The organism is Nonomuraea sp. NPDC050202, from assembly GCF_040656115.1.
GTDB lineage: Bacteria > Actinomycetota > Actinomycetes > Streptosporangiales > Streptosporangiaceae > Nonomuraea.
Window position 1 is genome coordinate 56281 of sequence record NZ_JBFALF010000038.1, and the last position, 16386, is coordinate 72666.

Consider the following 16386-nt stretch of genomic DNA (forward strand, 5'->3'; position numbering starts at 1 on the left):
GCCGGAGCCGTAAGACGGCACTCGGGCCCTCAGGGGTTCTGGAAGGCCACTTCCGGGTTGGCGCGGGACGGGCCGTCCAGCAGGGGCCGGGGCTCGCCCTGGAGGTGCTGGTCGAAGAAGGCGCCCACGTACGCCGTGGTGATCTCGCCCGACCGCTTGCCCGGCAGTGGCGCGGCAGGGTCGGTGATCCCGGCCTGCCCGCCCAGGATGGGCAGGTCGATGAAGGTGAAGTGGCCGGAGCCGGTCACGGTCAGCCAGCGCTTCCAGCCGTCCAGGCGCCGCCAGTCCCGCGGCCAGGTGGCGTCGGTGGAGCCGGGCGAGTGCTGGGCCTGGGTGCCGAGCATGAGGAACGGCCGTTTGCCGAGGCCGGAGGCCGGGACCGGGGCGAAGAACGAGCCGTCCATGTTCACCCCGGCGCGCACGCGCCGGTCGGCGGCCATGACGCTCGCCGCCGTGTTGCCGCCGAGCGAGTGGCCGGCGGCGCCGATCCGGCGCGGGTCGATCATGCGCCAGTGCTTCCAGGCGGCGGCGGGGCGGGTCAGCCGGTCGATGACGAAGGACACATCGGCTGCCCGGGTGACCGCGGCCTTGGCCAGCAGCTTCTTCTCCGCCTCAGCAGAGGGGGCCTTCTCCACCGTCTCGCATGCGACGCAGGTCAGGGTGCGGCCGCCGGGGAAGGCCGTCCCGAACGACTCGTAGGCGTGATCCACGAGGGCGACGACGTAACCCTTGGAGGCGAGCTCTTCGGCGAGCGTGGTCAGGGTGGCGCGGTTGAGGGTGAACCCCGGGGAGAGCACCACCAGGGGGTGCCTGCCGCCGACGGGACGGGCGCCCACGCGCGCGTTCGTGCGGACGTCGGCGAGCTGCTCGGGCTTGAAGAGGGAGTCGAGCCGCTGCCCCTGGAGGAGGAGGCGGGCCTCGTCGAGGGTCATGTACGGCGCGGCGCTCCCGCCGCTGCGAGCCGGGAAGTACATCGACACCATCAGCTCGCGCGCCTTGGCCGAGGGCACCCAGGGGTCACGGCGGCCGACGTCGGCGAGATGCAGGGTGTCGCGCCCGACTTCGTACCGTCCGGTGGGGTGGGGGATCGCGAAGCGCACGCCGGAAGCGCCCGCGGAGGAGCCGGAGGGGGAGGCGAAGGGGGAGGCGGCGGCGGGCGATGCCGTCGAGGCGGCCGACACCGGCAGGGCCACGGTCAAGGCGAGGAGGAGGGCGGCGGGGTTGCGTCGAGTTCTGATCACGCGCAGCACTGTAGGAAGGACGGCGCCATGCCTGACATGCCCGAAAGGCCAGCTCGCGCCCTTACTTTCGTCAGGGTTCGGGCCGGGCAGGCCCGCCGCTCCGGCTCCCCGGCGACCCGTGTCCGGCCGGCGCCGTCCTGGTCGACGGTGGTCAGCGAGATGTGCGCGAGGCAGCTCATGCGGGCGTTGTCGTAGCCGGCCACGGAAACGTCGCCTGGCACGGATGGTGTGCAGCAGGACGGCGGAGCGGCCGGAGGCGGTGTCCTTCTGGGTGATGTGCGTGATGCGGCGGTGTCCGAGCCTGATGAGGTGCTCGACGACCAGTTGGGCGCCCAGCTCGTCGTCGTCGAGCACGCAGTCGTACAGCGCCGAGGCCTGCACTTCGTGCGCATCGCCTCGCTGACGCCATAGGCGTTGCGCAGCACCTTCGACACCGCCGTGGTGGACACCTGAGCGTGCTGGGCCACATCGGTGATCGTCACTCTGCGCTGCCGACCTCGTGTGACCATGCCCGCCTTCCAGGTTCGACGCCCGTCCTTGATGAGGTCGTGGGATGCCACGCGATGGGCAACGTTATCCAACCAGCGAGAGGCGGCTATTGCCAATGCCTGACCCACCAGGGTCACGATCGAGGACCGTTATCCAATTTGCCTCTTGACGCTCTCTCAAAGTAACGCTTACGTTAACTGCCATCGGGGGCCTCTTAAAACGTTTCAACGACCTGGAGGGGCGTTGTGAAGACCTCGCACCGCACGATGGGAGCGGCCCTGGCCGTCCTTGCGATGGCGGCTCTGACCTCGTGCGGCTCAGACTCGGGCACCGAGTCGGGCGGCGGTGGCGGCGCCGTCACCTTGAAGTTCCTCGTCGACAACAGCCAAGCAACCGTGGACACGGCCAAGGCGCTCGCGGACGCCTTCATGAAGGCCAACCCCACGATCAAGATCGAGACGGAGACCCGGCCCGGCGGCAGCGAGGGCGACAACATCATCAAGACCCGGCTCTCGACGGGCGACATGTCGGATGTGTTCTGGTACAACTCGGGCTCGCTGCTCCAGGCGCTCAACCCGGCCCAGACCATGGTGGACCTGACCGGCGACCCGGTGCTGCAGCATGTCCAGAAGGACTTCCTGCCCGTGGTGAGCCAGAGCGGCAAGGTGTACGGCGTGCCCGCCGGCACCGCGATGGGCGGCGGCATCCTCTACAACCGTAAGGTCTACGAGCAGCTCAAGCTGGAGGTGCCGAAGACCTGGGCCGACTTCATGGCCAACAACGACAAGATCAAGGCCGCCGGGATCACGCCGGTGATCGGCACGTTCAAGGACACCTGGACCTCGCAGCTGTTCGTACTGGGCGACTACTACAACGTGCAGGCCGCGGTGCCGAGCTTCGCGCAGGACTACACGGCCAACCAGGCCAAGTTCGCCACCACGCCGGCCGCCCAGGCGGGCTTCCAGCACCTGGCCGACGTGCATGCCAAGGGCTACATGCAGGAAGGCTTCGGCTCGGCCACCAACGACCAGGGCATGAAACTGCTGGTCGAGGGCAAGGGCGCGCACTACCCGATGCTGAGCGCCCAGCTCCCGCCGCTGGTGGCCAGCATGCCGCAGGCAGCCACCGACATCGGCTTCTTCGGCATCCCCGGTACCGATGCGGCCAAGAACGGCGCCACGATCTGGGAGCCTCCCGGCATCTACATCGCCAAGAGCACCGAGAACCTGGAGGCGGCCAAGAAGTTCCTCGGCTTCGTCGCCTCGCCGACCGCGGCCGACGCGGTCAACAAGGTCGTCCAGCCGGCCGGGCCGTACCGGATCCAGGGCGCCGAGCTGCCCGACGACGCCATCCAGGTGGCCAAGGACCTGCAGGTGTACGTGGACGAGGGCCGTACCGCGCCCGCGCTGGAGTTCGTCTCCCCGGTCAAGGGCCCGTCGCTGGAGCAGATCACCGTCGCCGTCGGCTCCGGGCTGACCCCACCCGCCGAGGGCGCCGCCCAGTACGACAAGGACGTCGAGAAGCAGGCCAAGCAGCTGGGGCTCGCAGGGTGGTGACGCAGCAGCACGCCGGGCCCCACACGGGGCCCGGCCCGACTCCGGGGCAACGGCACGCCCGCCCGGCGGCCCGGCGCAAGTCGGCCTACCCGTACTGGCTGTACCTGCCCGCCGCCGTGGTGTTCGTGGTCATCTTCCTGGTACCGACGGCGATGGCGTTCTACTTCGCCCTCACCCGCTGGACGCTGTTCGACAGCACCTTCGTCGGCCTGGACAACTTCCGCGACTTCCTCGCCGAACAGAACCTGCGCATCGGCTTCCAGAACACCATCATCTACGCCGTCCTCACCAGCGGCCTCAAGGTCGTCCTTGGCCTGCTGCTCGGCGTCCTGCTCACCAGCAGACTACGGCTGCGCGGCTTCCTGCGCTCGGTGGTGTTCTTCCCCACCCTGGTCTCCACCGTCGCAGTCGGCATCACCTTCGCCATGCTGCTCAAACCACAAACCGGCCTGATCAACCAGACCCTCGCACTGGTCGGCATCGACGGCCGCGACTGGCTCGGCGACGCCACCACCGCCCTGCTGTCGGTAGCCCTGGTGGACGTCTGGAAAGGCGTCGGCCTGGCCACCGTCATCTACATCGCCGGCATCATGTCCATCCCCACCGAGTACTACCAAGCCGTCGCCGTGGACGGCGGCGGCGCCTGGCACCGCTTCCGGCACGTCACCCTCCCCCTGTCCTGGCCCGCCACCTACTCAGTGATCATCCTGTCCTTCATCGGCGGCCTGCGCTCCTTCGACCTCATCTGGACCATGACCCGCGGCGGACCCGGCTTCACCAGCGACACCATCGCCTCCATCATCTACAAGCAGTACCAAGCCGGCTTCTTCGGCCTGTCGACGGCGGGGAACGTGATCCTCTTCCTCGTCGTCACGGCCATCGCCGTGCCGCTCAACTACTACCTGGGCAAGAGGCAGGTGGCCGCATGAAGACACTTCGCAGGCTCAGCGCCGAAGCCGTCGTGCTGGTCCTGGCCACCGCGATCTTCCTGGTCCCGTTCGCGCTCATGCTGCTCACCGCCGTCAAGGACCAGACCCAGGCCACCGACCTCGACTTCGCCTGGCCCACCAGCTGGCCGATCGTCGAGAACTTCATGGCCGTCGTCGAGGCGCGCGACTACATTCTGCTGCGCGCCTACGTCAACAGCACCATCATCACCGTCGCCTCGGTCACCCTGCTCGTCATCTTCGGCGCCATGGCCGCGTTCGCCCTGCAACGCCGGCCCGGCAAGGTCGCCAAGCTGGCCGACTTCCTGGTGCTGTCCGGACTGATCATCCCACCCGCCGTCGTGCCGACCATCTGGCTGCTGCAGGCCATCGGCCTGTTCAAGACCCTGCCCGGCATGATCCTGGCCGAGGTGGCCTTCCACCTGTCCTTCGCCATGCTGCTGTTCCGCGCCTTCATCGCGGCCATCCCGCGCGAACTCGACGAGGCCGCCCAGATCGACGGCTGCAGCGGCTTCCGGCTGTTCTTCCGCGTGATCTTCCCGCTGCTCCGCCCGGTCACCATCACCGTCATCCTGGTCAGCTCGGTCAACATCTTCAACGACTTCGTCAACCCGCTCTACCTGCTACCCGGAGACGACAACGCCACCGTCCAGGTCACCCTCTACAACTTCCAGAGCCAGTACAACACCCAGTGGAACCTGCTGTTCATGGACATCGTCCTGATCACCATCCCACCCCTGCTGCTGTTCGTCTTCTTCAACCGCAAGATCGTCGCCGGCATGACCGCCGGCGCCATCAAGGGCTAAGGAGCGCCTTGCTCACCATCACCGCGCCTGCCTTCGAACACCACTCCGAGCCGCTCGGCATCGGCGAGCCCGAGCCCCGGCTGTCCTGGACCGTCACCACCGACGCCCCCGGCTGGACGCAGGCCGCCTACGAGATCGAATTCAGCGACGGCACCACCACCGGCCGGATCGAGTCCGCCGAATCGGTGCTGGTGCCGTGGCCGGGCACCCCCCTGGACTCGCGCGAGCGGCGCGGCGCCCGGGTACGCGTGCACGGAGCCGACGGCTCGACCAGCGACTGGAGCCCCTGGTCGTACGTGGAGACCGGGCTGCTGAACCCCGCCGACTGGCAGGCCTCCGCCGCCGCACCACCGCTGGAGCTGCTGGGCGTCCCCGACGGGCCCGCGCTGCTGCTGCGCCACGACTTCACCCTGCGCGGACCGGTCGAGCGCGCCCGCCTCTACATCACCGCGCAGGGCATCTTCGAGGCCGAGCTCAACGGCCGCGTGGTCGGCGACGACGTGCTGGCCCCCGGCTGGACCAGCTACCACCACCGCCTGCGCTACCGCACCCACGACGTCACCGCCCTGCTCCGGGAAGGCCCGAACGCCATCGGCGCCACCCTCGCCGACGGCTGGTGGCGCGGCCGCATCGGCTTCCTCGGCGGCAAGACGAACCTCTACGGCGACCGCACCGCGCTCATCGCCCAGCTCGAGGTCACCTACGCCGACGGCACCACGGACGTCGTGGTCACCGACAACTCCTGGCGCTGCGCCCCCGGCCCGGTCACCGCCGCCGGCCTCTACGACGGCGAGAAGCACGACGCCCGCCTGGAGCCGACCGGCTGGTCCGAACCCGGCTTCGACGACACCGCCTGGCAGCCCGCCGACGCCCTCCCCCACGACGCCACGCTCCTGATCGCGCCCACCGGGCCGCCCGTCCGCCGCACCCAGACGCTGGCCCCGGCCGAGGTCCTGACCGGCCCCTCGGGCGAGACCATCCTCGACTTCGGCCAGAACATCGCCGGCCGGCTGCGCATCCGCGTCCAGGGCCCGGCCGGCCACACGATCACCCTCCGGCACGCCGAGGTCCTGGAGAACGGGGCCCTCGCGCTGCGCCCGCTACGCGACGCCGCCGCGCTCGACCAGTACACGCTGCGCGGCGACGCCGAACCGGAGACCTTCGAGCCGCGCTTCACCACCCACGGCTTCCGCTACGCCCAGATCGACGGCTGGCCTGGACAGTTGCGGCCGCAGGACGTCGTGGCGGTCGTCTGCCACACCGACATGCGGCCCATCGGCTCCTTCGAGTGCTCCGACCCGCTGCTCAACCGCCTGCACGACAACGTCCGCTGGAGCATGCGCGGCAACTACGTCGACCTGCCCACCGACTGCCCGCAACGCGACGAACGCCTCGGCTGGACCGGCGACATCCAGGTCTTCGCCCCCACCGCCGCGTTCCTCTACAACTGCGCCGGGCCGCTGACCTCGTGGCTCGCCGACCTCGCCGCCGAGCAGGGCGAGCACGGTACCGTGCCGCACTACGTGCCCTGGGTGCCGCTGGCGTTCGGCGTCTCCCCCACGGCCGCGTGGGGCGACGCCGCCGTACTCGTCCCCTGGACGCTCTACCAGCGCACCGGCGACGTCGGCCTGCTGCAGCGCCAGTACCCCAGCATGACCGCCTGGGTGGACCAGATCGCCTCCCTCACCAGGAACCACCTGTGGGACGAAGGCTTCCAGTTCGGCGACTGGCTCGACCCCGCCGCTCCCCCGGACCAGCCCGGCAAGGCCCGCACCGACCACGCGCTCGTCGCCACCGCCTACCACGCGTGGACCGCGCAGGTCGTGGCCGACACAGCGGCCCTGCTCGGCCACTCCGCCGACGCGGCGCGCTACGCGGAGCTGGCCTCGCAGGTGCGCGCGGCCTTCCGCCGCGAGTTCGTCACCCCGTCGGGCCGGCTGGCCTGCGACACCCAGACCGCCTACGCCCTCGCCCTCACTCTCGACCTGCTCGACGGCCCCGAACAGCGCGAACGCGCCGGACGGCGGCTCGTGCAGCTCGTCGCCGCCGACGACCACCGCATCGGCACCGGCTTCGTCGGCACCCCGCTCATCTGCGACGCCCTCTGCTCCGTCGGCGCCTACGACACCGCCTACACGCTGCTGCTGCAGCGCAACTGCCCGTCCTGGCTGTACCCGGTCACCATGGGCGCCACCACCATCTGGGAACGCTGGGACAGCATGCTCCCCGACAGCACGGTCAACCCGGGCGAGATGACCTCCTTCAACCACTACGCCCTCGGCGCCATCGCCGACTGGATGCACCGCACGGTCGCCGGCCTCGCCCCCGCCGCTCCCGGCTACCGCCGCCTGCGCATCGCCCCCCGCCCCGGCGGCGGCCTCACCCACGCCTCCGCCTCACTCGACACCCCCTACGGGCCGGCCTCGGTCTCCTGGAGCAGCGAGGACGGTCTCCTGACCGTCACCGCCGACGTCCCCCCGGGCACGACCGCGGAGGTGGACCTGCCAGGTGTCACCGCGCAGGAGGTGGGGGCCGGGCGTCACACGTTCGAGGTCAGCATCTGAATGTCCGCGGCCGGCAGGGCGCTTTCGAGGCAAGCGCCCTGCCGCCCTCACACCGCGCGCGAGCCCACGGGGCCCACCAGCGTGGTGAGGACCTGGTGCAGGTCGGTGGTGTCGGTGCCGGTCCAGGCGATGTACCCGTCGGGGCGGATGAGCGTCAGCGGGCCGCCGGGGCGGGCGGGAGCGTCCACCTTGACCCGGTCGCGCCAGCCGGCCAGGCCGGTGTCACCGATCAGATCTGGGTCGCTGATCTGGCCGGCGTCGGCGAGCAGATCGGTGTTGCTGATCGAGGCGGGGTCGCTGATCGGGTTGGGGTCGCCGAGCAGGACGAAGCGGCGCTCGCGTAGCGCCTCATACAGGCGGCCGCCGCCGGCCAGCGCGACGTCAGCGGCGCGGGTGCCGGCGCCCTCGGGCGCGCCGTGCCCGGCCGGGTAGTGGTAGCCGATGCCGCTGAGCTGCCCGGCCACCTTCTCCCGCAGCCTCGGGATGGACAACGCCCCCCGCGCGGCGAACCCGCGCACCGCCCGCCCGGCGGCCGACTCGATCATCGCGGCGCGGATCAGCGCGCCGCTGCTGCGCAGCACCGAACGCCCGACCGGATACCGCTCACCGTGATAGCTGTCCAGCAGCGCCTGCGGCGCACCCCGCAGCACCGCGGCCAGCTTCCAGCCCAGGTTCGCCGCATCCTGCAGACCGGTGTTCATACCCTGCCCACCGGCCGGGGAATGCACATGCGCGGCATCCCCGGCCACAAACACCCGCCCCACCCGATACCGCGGCACCTGCCGCTCATCACTGTGAAACCGCGACAACCAACGCGGCTCCCCCATCCCGAAATCGCTGCCCAGCGCCCGCCGGGTCACCTCCCGCAACTCCTCCAGCGCAAGCGGCGCATCATCGGCCACCACATGCCGGCGATCCCAGGCGAACACCCGGAAGTAGCCATCCCCGAACGGCGCGACGAACGCGAACGCGTCCCCCACCCCGTTCACCGTCAGCAGCCCACCCGGCGGCTCGGCCATCCGCACATCACCCAGCATGATCGACTTGAGCACCGACTTGCCCGGAAACGGCAGACCGAGCGCCTGCCGCACCACGCTGTGATACCCATCACAGCCCACCACGTACGACGCCCGATACTCCCCCGCCCCGGCCGACACCCTCACCCCCGCCCCGTCCTGTACCAGGCCGTGCACCTCGGCCCCGTACACGATCTCCACCCCCGCGGCCAGCGCCCGCTCCAGCAACAACCGCTCCACGTTGTACTGCGGCGTGATCAACAGAAACGGGAACCGGCTCGGCAACTCCCCCAGATCCACCTCCACCCGCTCGAACAACCGTACTCGGCGCAGCACCGCCCCCATCCCCACCAGCCGATCCGCCAGCCCCCGCGCATCCAGCTGCTCCAACGTGCGCGCATGCACCCCGAACGCCCGCGACAGATTCGACACCGTGCCATCACGACGCTCCAGCACCGTGACCGCCACCCCCGACTCCGCCAGATCCCCCGCCAGCAGCAACCCGGTCGGCCCCGCCCCCACGACAATCACTTCGGACATGTCCTGTGCTCCTCAGTAGTAGGCACGCATGAGCTCGGTCGCCCAGGCCGGCTGCACGGTCTCGCCCTGCGGGCCGAACTCGGCCATGTAGGGCTTGACGTCCAGGACCGGGCTGCCGTCGATGGCGTCCAGCCCGCGTACGTGGAGGTCGAGCCCGTCCACGGCGAGCAGCCGGCAGCGCGAGACGCCCAGCCGGTTCGGGCGGTTCTTGCCCCGTTGGGCGAAGATGCCGGCCTCCGGCCAGTCCGGGTTCCCCCTCGGGCGGCGGGCGGAGGTGTGCACCTCTGACGGATCCACGCGATGGAACTGGAACACCACCTCCAGATGCGAGAACGCGTCCAGCCCGGCGACGCTGCCGGGCCCGAAACGGGCGCCGTCGAGGCGGATCAGCGCCTCCTCGGTGTTCCAGTCGTCGTCGAACGCTTCGGTCCGCCCGCCGACGACCGTTCCCACGGCCTCGACGATGATCGGCTCCATGATGATCCTCCCGTGTGTCCTGGGCTGCGGTTTCTGACAGTAGGGCGTCCCGGTTCCGGCCGGATCAGTCACGGTGACCTGAGTCTCGTGGGGGTCCGGCGGGCGGCTTAGGTAAGGTCGCCCATCATGATCGGGCGAAATGCGGAGATCGCCGTGCTCAGCCGGTTGATCGCCGAGTCACGGGCTGGGCAGGGCAACGCCGTCGCGGTGTACGGCGTGGCGGGGATCGGCAAGTCGGCGCTGCTGGAGGAGGCCGCGAACAGGGCCGGTGAGGACGCGCTCGTCCTGCGTGCCACCGGCGTCGAGGCCGAGTCCGAGCTGCCCTACGCCGCGCTGCATCTCCTGCTGCGCCCGGCACGCCACCTGATCGACCGGCTGCCCGCCGGGCAGCGGGCGGCGCTGCGCGGCGCGTTCGGCGAAGGGCACGAGGGCGTTCCTGACCGGTTCCTCGTCGGGCTCGCGGTGCTGACCCTGCTCGCCGACCTCGCCGACGAGCGTCCGCTGCTGTGCCTGATCGACGACGTTCACTGGCTGGACCGCGCGTCGCTGGACGCGCTGACGTTCGCCGCCCGCCGCCTCGGGGCCGAGCGGATCACCATGGTCTTCGCCGGCCGCGACGGGGCCGAGCCGGCGATCAACGGCGTTCCGGACATGCGGATCTCCGGACTGGCCAGGAGCGACTGCGAGCGACTGCTCGCGGGGCGCGCCGGCGGGCTCACCCCCGAGGCCCGTGACCGGGTGATCGAGGAGGCGGAGGGCAATCCGCTGGCGCTGCTGCACTTCGCCGAGATCCTGACGCCCGAGCAGCGGGCCGGGCACCTGGCGCCGCTTCCCCTGCAACCGCCGGAGCCGTCCATGGCCGGGCGGCTCGAGCAATCGCTGCGCGCCACGATCCGGCGGCTGCCCGAGCCCGCCCGGCTGCTGCTCCTGGTCGCCGCCGCCGACGGTTCCGGCAGCCTGCGGCTCGTGCTGCGGGCCGCGCAGGCGTTCGGCGCGGGGCCGGAGGACCTGGAGCCGGCCGAGCACGCCGCGCTCATCGACGTCTCCGGCGACCGGCTGCGCTTCCGCCACCCGCTCGTCAAGGCCGCCGCCTACCACGAGGCGCCGCTCGCCCGGCGTACGGCCGCCCACCGGGCGCTGGCCGGCGTCCTCGACGGCGAGGAGCACGCCGACCGGCGGGCCTGGCAGCTGTCGGCGGCCACGCTCGAACCCGACGAGGAGACCTCGGCGATCCTCGCGGCGGCCGGCGAGCGCGCGGCAGGGCGCGGCAGCAACGCCTCCGCCGCCACCGCGTACGAGCGGGCGGCGCAGCTCACCCTCGACCGGGAGCGGCGCGCCGGATGGCTGGCCGCCGCCGCGGAGTCGGCGCTCGGCGCCGGGCAGCTTCCCCGCGCCGCGGCCGCCGCCGACCGGGGCCGCCGCCTGGCTTCCGATCCGCTGCTGCTGGCACGGCTGGCCAGCGTGCGGGCCGCGGTCGAAGCCGAGCAGGGCGATCCTGCGCCGGCCGCGCACCTGCTGATCGCCGCCGCCGAGGGCATCGTACGGGCCGCGCCCGCGGAGGCCGCGTCCCTGCTCGCCACGGCCGCGGGCGAGGCCTGGTTCGCGGGCGACCGGGGCGCGCTCGGGCGGACCGCCGACCTCCTGGAGTCGCTCGCCGCCGAGGTGGGAGCGCGCCTGGCCGGCGTGATCGCGGCCGTGCGCGGCATGGAACGCGTCGCCGCCGGCGACCCGGCCACCGGGCTGGCCCTGCTGCGCGCCGCCCTTCCCCAGGGGGACGCCGCCCTTCCCCCGGGAGACATCGCCCTTCCCCCGGGAGACACGGCCCTCCTCGCAGGAGAGGCCGCCATCACGGCGGCAGACGCGGGCCGGCCCGCAGGCGGCAGCGCTGCTTCAGCGGCAAGCAGCGGCGGCGCTGTTCTGGCGGCGAGTGGCGGCGGCGCTGATTCAGCCGTCAGCGGCGGGGCTGCTCCGGTGGGGGGTGGCGACGGCGCTGCTCCGGTGGGGGGTGGCGGCGGGAGCGATCGGGTCGCGGGCACCTATGCCGTGTTCGGCGCGCTCATGACCGGCGACGACGACGCCGCCTGCGAGCTGGCCGCCGCCCGGGTGGCCGCCTGCCGCAGCCACGGTCTCGTCGGCGCGTTACCGCACGCCCTGCAACTGCTCACCCAGGCGCAGATCCTGCGCGGCCTGCACGCCGAGGCGGCCGCGTCAGGGGCGGAGGCCTGGCAGATCGCCCGCGACACCGGCCAGGAGGGACGGCTGCGCCACCTGCACGGCATCCTCGCCCGCCTGGCCGCCATCCGCGGCGAGGACGACGAATGCCGGCGTCTCGCCCATCAGGCCGAGGGCTCAGCCCGCGAACGCAACGGATCCGGCTGGGGCGGCTGCGCGCTGACCCTCCTCGACCTGGTACGAGCCCGCTACGACGCCGCGGCCGAGCGGATGGCGGGCATCCTCGACGGCCCCCTCGGCCACACGGTGATCGTCACCTTCGCCATCGCCGACTACGTCGAGGCCTGCGCCCGCCTCGACCAGCCTGCCCGAGCCGCCGCCGCGTTCGCCAGGTACGACGCGTGGGCCCAGGCCAGCGGCCGCCCCTGGGCGGCCGCGGTCGCCCACCGCTGCCGGGCGCTGCTCGCCCCGCGCCAGCAGGCCGAGCAGCACTACGAGGCCGCCCTCGCGCCGGCCCCCTCGGCCGGCCGGCCCTTCGAGCAGGCGCGCACCCGCCTCCTCTACGGCGAATGGCTGCGGCGAGCCCGCCGTCGCGCCGACGCGGGGACGCAGCTACGCGCCGCGTTGCACGGCTTCGTCGAGCTGGGCGCCGAGCCCTGGGCGGAACGTACCCGTTCCGAACTGGCCGCGACCGGGGTCCACGCCGCCGAGCCCGGCCCGCCCGCTGCGAGTGCGGCGCTCAGCACGCTGACCTCCCAGGAGCTCCAGGTGGTCCGGCTGGCCGCCACGGGGGCCACGAACCGGCAGATCGGCGCCCAGCTCTTCCTCAGCCCGCGAACCGTGGGGTTCCACCTGTACAAGGCCTATCCCAAGCTCGGAATCTCCTCGCGGGCCGAGCTGGCGGGCATCGACCTGGGGCCGCCGGCGTGAGCCACCGATCCTGACCGGGCCTCGTACCGCACCGGCCGCCTTGTGGCCTTGACCGGGGACTTGTGGCGGCTGGGAGCGCCTCCCAGGTTCCGGCGAGATCCCGTCCGATGGCGCACGGCGCGGCGGTGAGCTGCTCGGCGTAGCGGCGGGCCGCTGTTCGAGCGCGTGCAACCGGCAGGCGGCACGCGGGGACGTGGCGGCCCACTCGGCGTGGCTCTTCACCGGAGCCGGTGGCCCGTCACGCCACGTACGCGCGGGCCGGTGCCGGGCTCAGCACTCGCCGTCCGCGAGCACCCAGTGATCCGGGCCGGTCTGCCGCAGGCTGTGGACGATGTGGGTGTTCCACAGCCCCATCGGCTCGTTGGAGCCGTTGGCGTAGGTGTAGCCGCTCGACTGGTAGGCGCGGCCGGCGGTGGTGTGGGCGTAGTTGCTGGCCCGCACGCAGGTTCCCGGCACCGTCGGGGTGGGGGTGGGGGTGGGGGTCGGGGTGGGCGGGGCGTCGCCGTCCAGGGCGAAGAAGCGGGCGTCGTGGTAGGCCGAGCAGATCGTGTCCAGGAAGTAGGCGGCCGTGGCGCCGCACTGGTCGGCCCCGCTGCCCGGGTCCACCGGCAGGCCGTGGCCCATGCCGGCGATCTCGTACAGCCGCACGTCGTCGTCGCCGTACACCGTCAGAGTGGTGCCGCCGGTGAGGGAACGCGTGGCCGACGGGGTCTGGGACACGCCGCGCACGTTGGTCCACTGGTCGCGCAGCTGCTTGCCGTTCGCGGGAACGACGGTGTAGTCGGACTGGCCCTGCCAGATCGCCACCCGCGGGTACGGGCCCGCGTGCCCGGGGTGGGCGCCGCGTACCAGGTCGCCCCACTGCTGCGGGGTCCGGCCGGTGGGGCCGTACTGGCAGCTCGACGCCTGTACGAGGCTGGTGGCGCACCGGTAGGCCAGGCCCGCGCCGATCGACCCGGCAGCGAACACGTCCGGGTACGTGGCCAGCATGACCGCCGCCATGGCCCCGCCCGCCGAGAGCCCGCTGACGTAGACCCGCGCGGGGTCGGAGCCGTAGGCGGACACGGCGTGGGCGACCATGTTGCGGATCGAGGCCGCCTCGCCCTGGCCGCGCGTGGTGTCGCCGGTCTGGAACCAGTTGAAGCAGCTGGCGGAGTTGTTCGCGCTGCCGGTCTGCGCCAGGACCAGGGCGAAGCCCCACTGGTCGGCGTACTTGCGCCAGCCGGAGGCGGCGAAGTAGCCGTCGGCGTTCTGGGTGCAGCCGTGCAGGAGGACGACCAGCGGACGGCCGCTCCCCAGCCCGTCAGGCCGGTAGGCGTACATGGTGAGATTGCCGGGGTTCGCGCCGAACGAGGCGACCGGGGACAGCGACGCCGCCCGCGCCGGCTGCGCGGCCGGCACCGCCGTCCAGGTCAGGACGGCCAGCAGGAGGATGGTGAGGGTGCGGCTGAGGAGAGTGGTCGCCATGGCAGCTCCTTGCTTCTGGCACGACTCTGCTGGGGGTGTTTCCAGCGCACGTTAGATGCCGGAAGCCGCTCGGGACATGGTGACGAGCCACACTCTCCGCCGGGAACCCATGGACGTCCGCTCGCCTCCCTCCTCACGGGGTGATGGCTCGTCGCAGGCGGCGCCCAGGAACTCCCCCGGCCGGCTCCGCGTCCTCTCGCCCTCCGCCGGCGGCCGGAGCGGGACGGCCGTGTGAACCACCTGGCAGCCGGGCCACCTGCCACGCCCAGCAGGCCACGAACGCGTCGCTCTGCGGCGGCGCGGCGGCCGGCTCCCACCCGGGCCCGCGCTGGAGGCGCCACCAGGTGCTGCCCGTGGGCGGGCGCAACCGCAGCCGCCCCTCGATGGCGGAGCCGGACACCCGTAAGAAGCCGATCGCGGGCGGCACCCTCCGGGCGGGCACCGACATCGAGGGCAGCCTCGCCGTCCCGTTTCCGAAGACGGCGCGACGCGGCCCAGGACAGGACGCATGGAAGGGCGTAGATCGGGTAGGCCGCGCGCATGTCCGTTTCGGAGGGATTTCAGGGCTGGGTGCTGGCCGGCCGCTACCGGTTGCAGTCCGAGCTCGGCCGGGGCGGCATGGGCAGGGTCTGGCGCGGCCACGACGAGCTGCTCGACCGGCCGGTCGCCATCAAGGAGGTGACCCTGGACGAGCGGCCGCAGCCCGAACGTGAGACCTTGCTGGGCCGCACGATGAGCGAGGCCCGCCTGGCCGCCCGGCTGTCCCATCCGCACATCGCCGCCGTCTACGACGTGGTGGTCGCCGACGGGCGCCCCTGGATCGTGCTGCAGCTCGTACGCGCCCCGACCCTGGCCGACGTACTGGCCGAACGAGGACCCCTGCCGGCCGCCGACGTCGCCAGGATCGGCCTTCAGGTGCTGGACGCGCTGCAGGCGGCCCACTCCGCCGGCATCGTGCACCGCGACGTCAAGCCCGCCAACATCCTCCTGGACACCGGCGGCCGGCACGCCGTGCTGACCGACTTCGGCCTGGCCACCGACCTGGAGCGGCCGGTCCAGGTGGGTCTCACGCAGACGGGCATCGTGGTCGGCACGCCCGCCTACATCGCCCCGGAACGTGCCCGCGGCGCGTCGGCGAGCCCGGAGAGCGATCTGTGGTCGCTGGGCGTCACGCTGTACACGGCGGTCGAGGGCCGATGCCCGTTCGAGCAGGGCGGCGCGCTGGCCACCATCAGCGCCGTCCTCACCGCCGAACCGGCCCCCTTCGAGCACGCCGGCCCGCTGGCGCCCCTCCTCACCGGTCTGCTGGCCAAGGATCCCGCCCACCGCACCGGCATCGACGACGCCTGCCGGCACCTGCGCCGCATCACCGCCCTGCCCGCCGGGCAGCTGCCATCCCCCGGCGCCGCGCCTCCGGCCACCGGGCAACCGCCGACCACAGACGCCGCGCCTCCGTACACCGAGCAAGCGCCGGCCACCGGCGCCGTGCTCCCGCTCACCGGGCAACCGCCGGCCACCGGCGCCGTGCTCCCGCCCGCCGGGCGGCCGCCATCCACCGGTGCCGTGCTTCTGCCCGCATCCGTGACGACTCCGGCGCCGTCGCTGTCCCCGCCCTCCGGCCCCTGTCTCCCGGAAGGCCACACGCCGGATCGATCGTCGGAGCCCTCTGACGGGGCCGAGCCCGGCGGCGGGGACGGGGCGGCCGGCGGCCGGTCCTGGAGCTCGTTCGCGCGGCCCGCCGCCGCGGTGAGCGTTCTGATCGCCGGCGTGCTGGCAGCCACGTCCTGGGCAGGCGGGCCCGCCGCCGAGCCGCCTGCCGCCAACACGCCTGCCACACCGGTCACGCCGGCCTCGGTGCCGACTACCGCGATCCTGCAGGCGCAGCCCGTGGCCGTCAAGCGCAGCGCTCCGTCCACCCGGCACCGGGGCGGACGGCCCGCCCCCGCCGCCACGGCGGACTCCCTGCCGCCGGGCCAGGCGAAGAAGGTCACCGGGCAGAACGGCAACGCCAAACACGTGCACAAGCTCCGCTCACCCGGCAAGGGCGGCAAGGGGCGCAAGTGATCAGGCAGGCACGCCTCCGGCGGTGAGAGCGCGCCTCCTGTCAGGCCCGGGCGAGCGCTGCCGCCGGCTCGGCGTTGCGCCGGACGAACTCCACCCATCCGGCGTTGCGCCGGGCCG

At 72.6% G+C, this 16386-nt stretch carries 11 protein-coding genes and 1 pseudogene; 6 read left to right on the forward strand and 6 right to left on the reverse strand.

Going from position 1 to position 16386, the window contains the following annotated elements; all coding sequences use genetic code 11:
• Window positions 1–29: 29 nt before the first annotated feature.
• Window positions 30–1241, reverse strand: coding sequence for an alpha/beta hydrolase (locus AB0I79_RS51855; protein ID WP_357890800.1), 1212 nt, complete (start codon window positions 1239–1241; stop codon window positions 30–32).
• A gap of 425 nt (window positions 1242–1666) precedes the next feature.
• Window positions 1667–1750, reverse strand: a pseudogene (locus tag AB0I79_RS51860) (hypothetical protein); the annotation flags it as partial.
• Window positions 1751–1975: 225 nt separating this feature from the next.
• On the opposite strand from AB0I79_RS51860, the gene AB0I79_RS51865 reads away from it, so the two are divergent.
• The 4 genes from AB0I79_RS51865 to AB0I79_RS51880 are packed head-to-tail and all read left to right on the forward strand — an operon-like array spanning window position 1976 to window position 7603.
• Window positions 1976–3286 carry an extracellular solute-binding protein gene (locus tag AB0I79_RS51865; RefSeq protein WP_357890803.1) on the forward strand — a complete coding sequence of 437 codons (1311 nt, stop codon included), beginning with the start codon at window positions 1976–1978 and terminating at the stop codon, window positions 3284–3286.
• Entirely contained in the window at window positions 3283–4215 is a 933-nt protein-coding gene (locus tag AB0I79_RS51870) for a sugar ABC transporter permease (RefSeq protein ID WP_357890806.1), read from the forward strand. The genes AB0I79_RS51865 and AB0I79_RS51870 overlap by 4 nt, the downstream gene beginning before the upstream one ends.
• Window positions 4212–5039 (forward strand): carbohydrate ABC transporter permease, encoded by an 828-nt coding sequence (locus tag AB0I79_RS51875; protein ID WP_357890809.1) that lies wholly within the window; start codon window positions 4212–4214, stop codon window positions 5037–5039. Before AB0I79_RS51870 ends, AB0I79_RS51875 begins: the two co-directional genes overlap by 4 nt.
• 8 nt (window positions 5040–5047) lie before the next feature.
• Window positions 5048–7603, forward strand: a complete 2556-nt coding sequence (locus AB0I79_RS51880) for a glycoside hydrolase family 78 protein (RefSeq protein ID WP_357890812.1) — start codon at window positions 5048–5050, stop codon at window positions 7601–7603.
• 47 nt (window positions 7604–7650) lie between these two features.
• On the opposite strand, the gene AB0I79_RS51885 is transcribed toward AB0I79_RS51880, so the two are convergent.
• Together AB0I79_RS51885 and AB0I79_RS51890 are read right to left on the reverse strand one after the other, a co-directional pair.
• Window positions 7651–9159 carry an FAD-dependent monooxygenase gene (locus tag AB0I79_RS51885; RefSeq protein WP_357890815.1) on the reverse strand — a complete coding sequence of 503 codons (1509 nt, stop codon included), beginning with the start codon at window positions 9157–9159 and terminating at the stop codon, window positions 7651–7653.
• Window positions 9160–9171: 12 nt separating this feature from the next.
• Window positions 9172–9636, reverse strand: a complete 465-nt coding sequence (locus tag AB0I79_RS51890; RefSeq protein ID WP_357890818.1) for an SAM-dependent methyltransferase — start codon at window positions 9634–9636, stop codon at window positions 9172–9174.
• Between the two features lie 126 nt (window positions 9637–9762).
• Between AB0I79_RS51890 and AB0I79_RS51895 the strand changes: the two genes are divergently transcribed.
• On the forward strand, window positions 9763–12738 hold the full coding sequence (locus AB0I79_RS51895) for an AAA family ATPase (protein ID WP_357890821.1): 2976 nt from the start codon (window positions 9763–9765) through the stop codon (window positions 12736–12738).
• Window positions 12739–13008: 270 nt separating this feature from the next.
• Here the strand turns inward: AB0I79_RS51895 and AB0I79_RS51900 are convergent, their stop codons facing one another.
• A complete protein-coding gene (locus AB0I79_RS51900; RefSeq protein WP_357890824.1) occupies window positions 13009–14205 on the reverse strand; it encodes a PHB depolymerase family esterase in 1197 nt (398 codons plus the stop codon).
• Window positions 14206–14338: 133 nt separating this feature from the next.
• Window positions 14339–14653, reverse strand: coding sequence for a hypothetical protein (locus AB0I79_RS51905; protein WP_357890827.1), 315 nt, complete (start codon window positions 14651–14653; stop codon window positions 14339–14341).
• A 92-nt stretch (window positions 14654–14745) separates the two neighbouring features.
• Between AB0I79_RS51905 and AB0I79_RS51910 the strand changes: the two genes are divergently transcribed.
• Window positions 14746–16269 carry a protein kinase gene (locus AB0I79_RS51910; protein ID WP_357890830.1) on the forward strand — a complete coding sequence of 508 codons (1524 nt, stop codon included), beginning with the start codon at window positions 14746–14748 and terminating at the stop codon, window positions 16267–16269.
• The last annotated feature ends 117 nt before the right edge of the window (window positions 16270–16386 follow it).

Excerpts from the sequence above, each read along its gene's own strand:
- AB0I79_RS51875 (WP_357890809.1), top strand. The coding sequence starts at position 4,212 with ATGAAGACACTTCGCAGGCTCAGCGCCGAAGCCGTCGTGCTGGTCCTG.
- AB0I79_RS51885 (WP_357890815.1), bottom strand. The coding sequence starts at position 9,159 with ATGTCCGAAGTGATTGTCGTGGGGGCGGGGCCGACCGGGTTGCTGCTG.
- AB0I79_RS51890 (WP_357890818.1), bottom strand. The coding sequence starts at position 9,636 with ATGGAGCCGATCATCGTCGAGGCCGTGGGAACGGTCGTCGGCGGGCGG.
- AB0I79_RS51895 (WP_357890821.1), top strand. The coding sequence starts at position 9,763 with ATGATCGGGCGAAATGCGGAGATCGCCGTGCTCAGCCGGTTGATCGCC.
- AB0I79_RS51900 (WP_357890824.1), bottom strand. The coding sequence starts at position 14,205 with ATGGCGACCACTCTCCTCAGCCGCACCCTCACCATCCTCCTGCTGGCC.
- AB0I79_RS51905 (WP_357890827.1), bottom strand. The coding sequence starts at position 14,653 with ATGTCGGTGCCCGCCCGGAGGGTGCCGCCCGCGATCGGCTTCTTACGG.
- AB0I79_RS51910 (WP_357890830.1), top strand. The coding sequence starts at position 14,746 with ATGTCCGTTTCGGAGGGATTTCAGGGCTGGGTGCTGGCCGGCCGCTAC.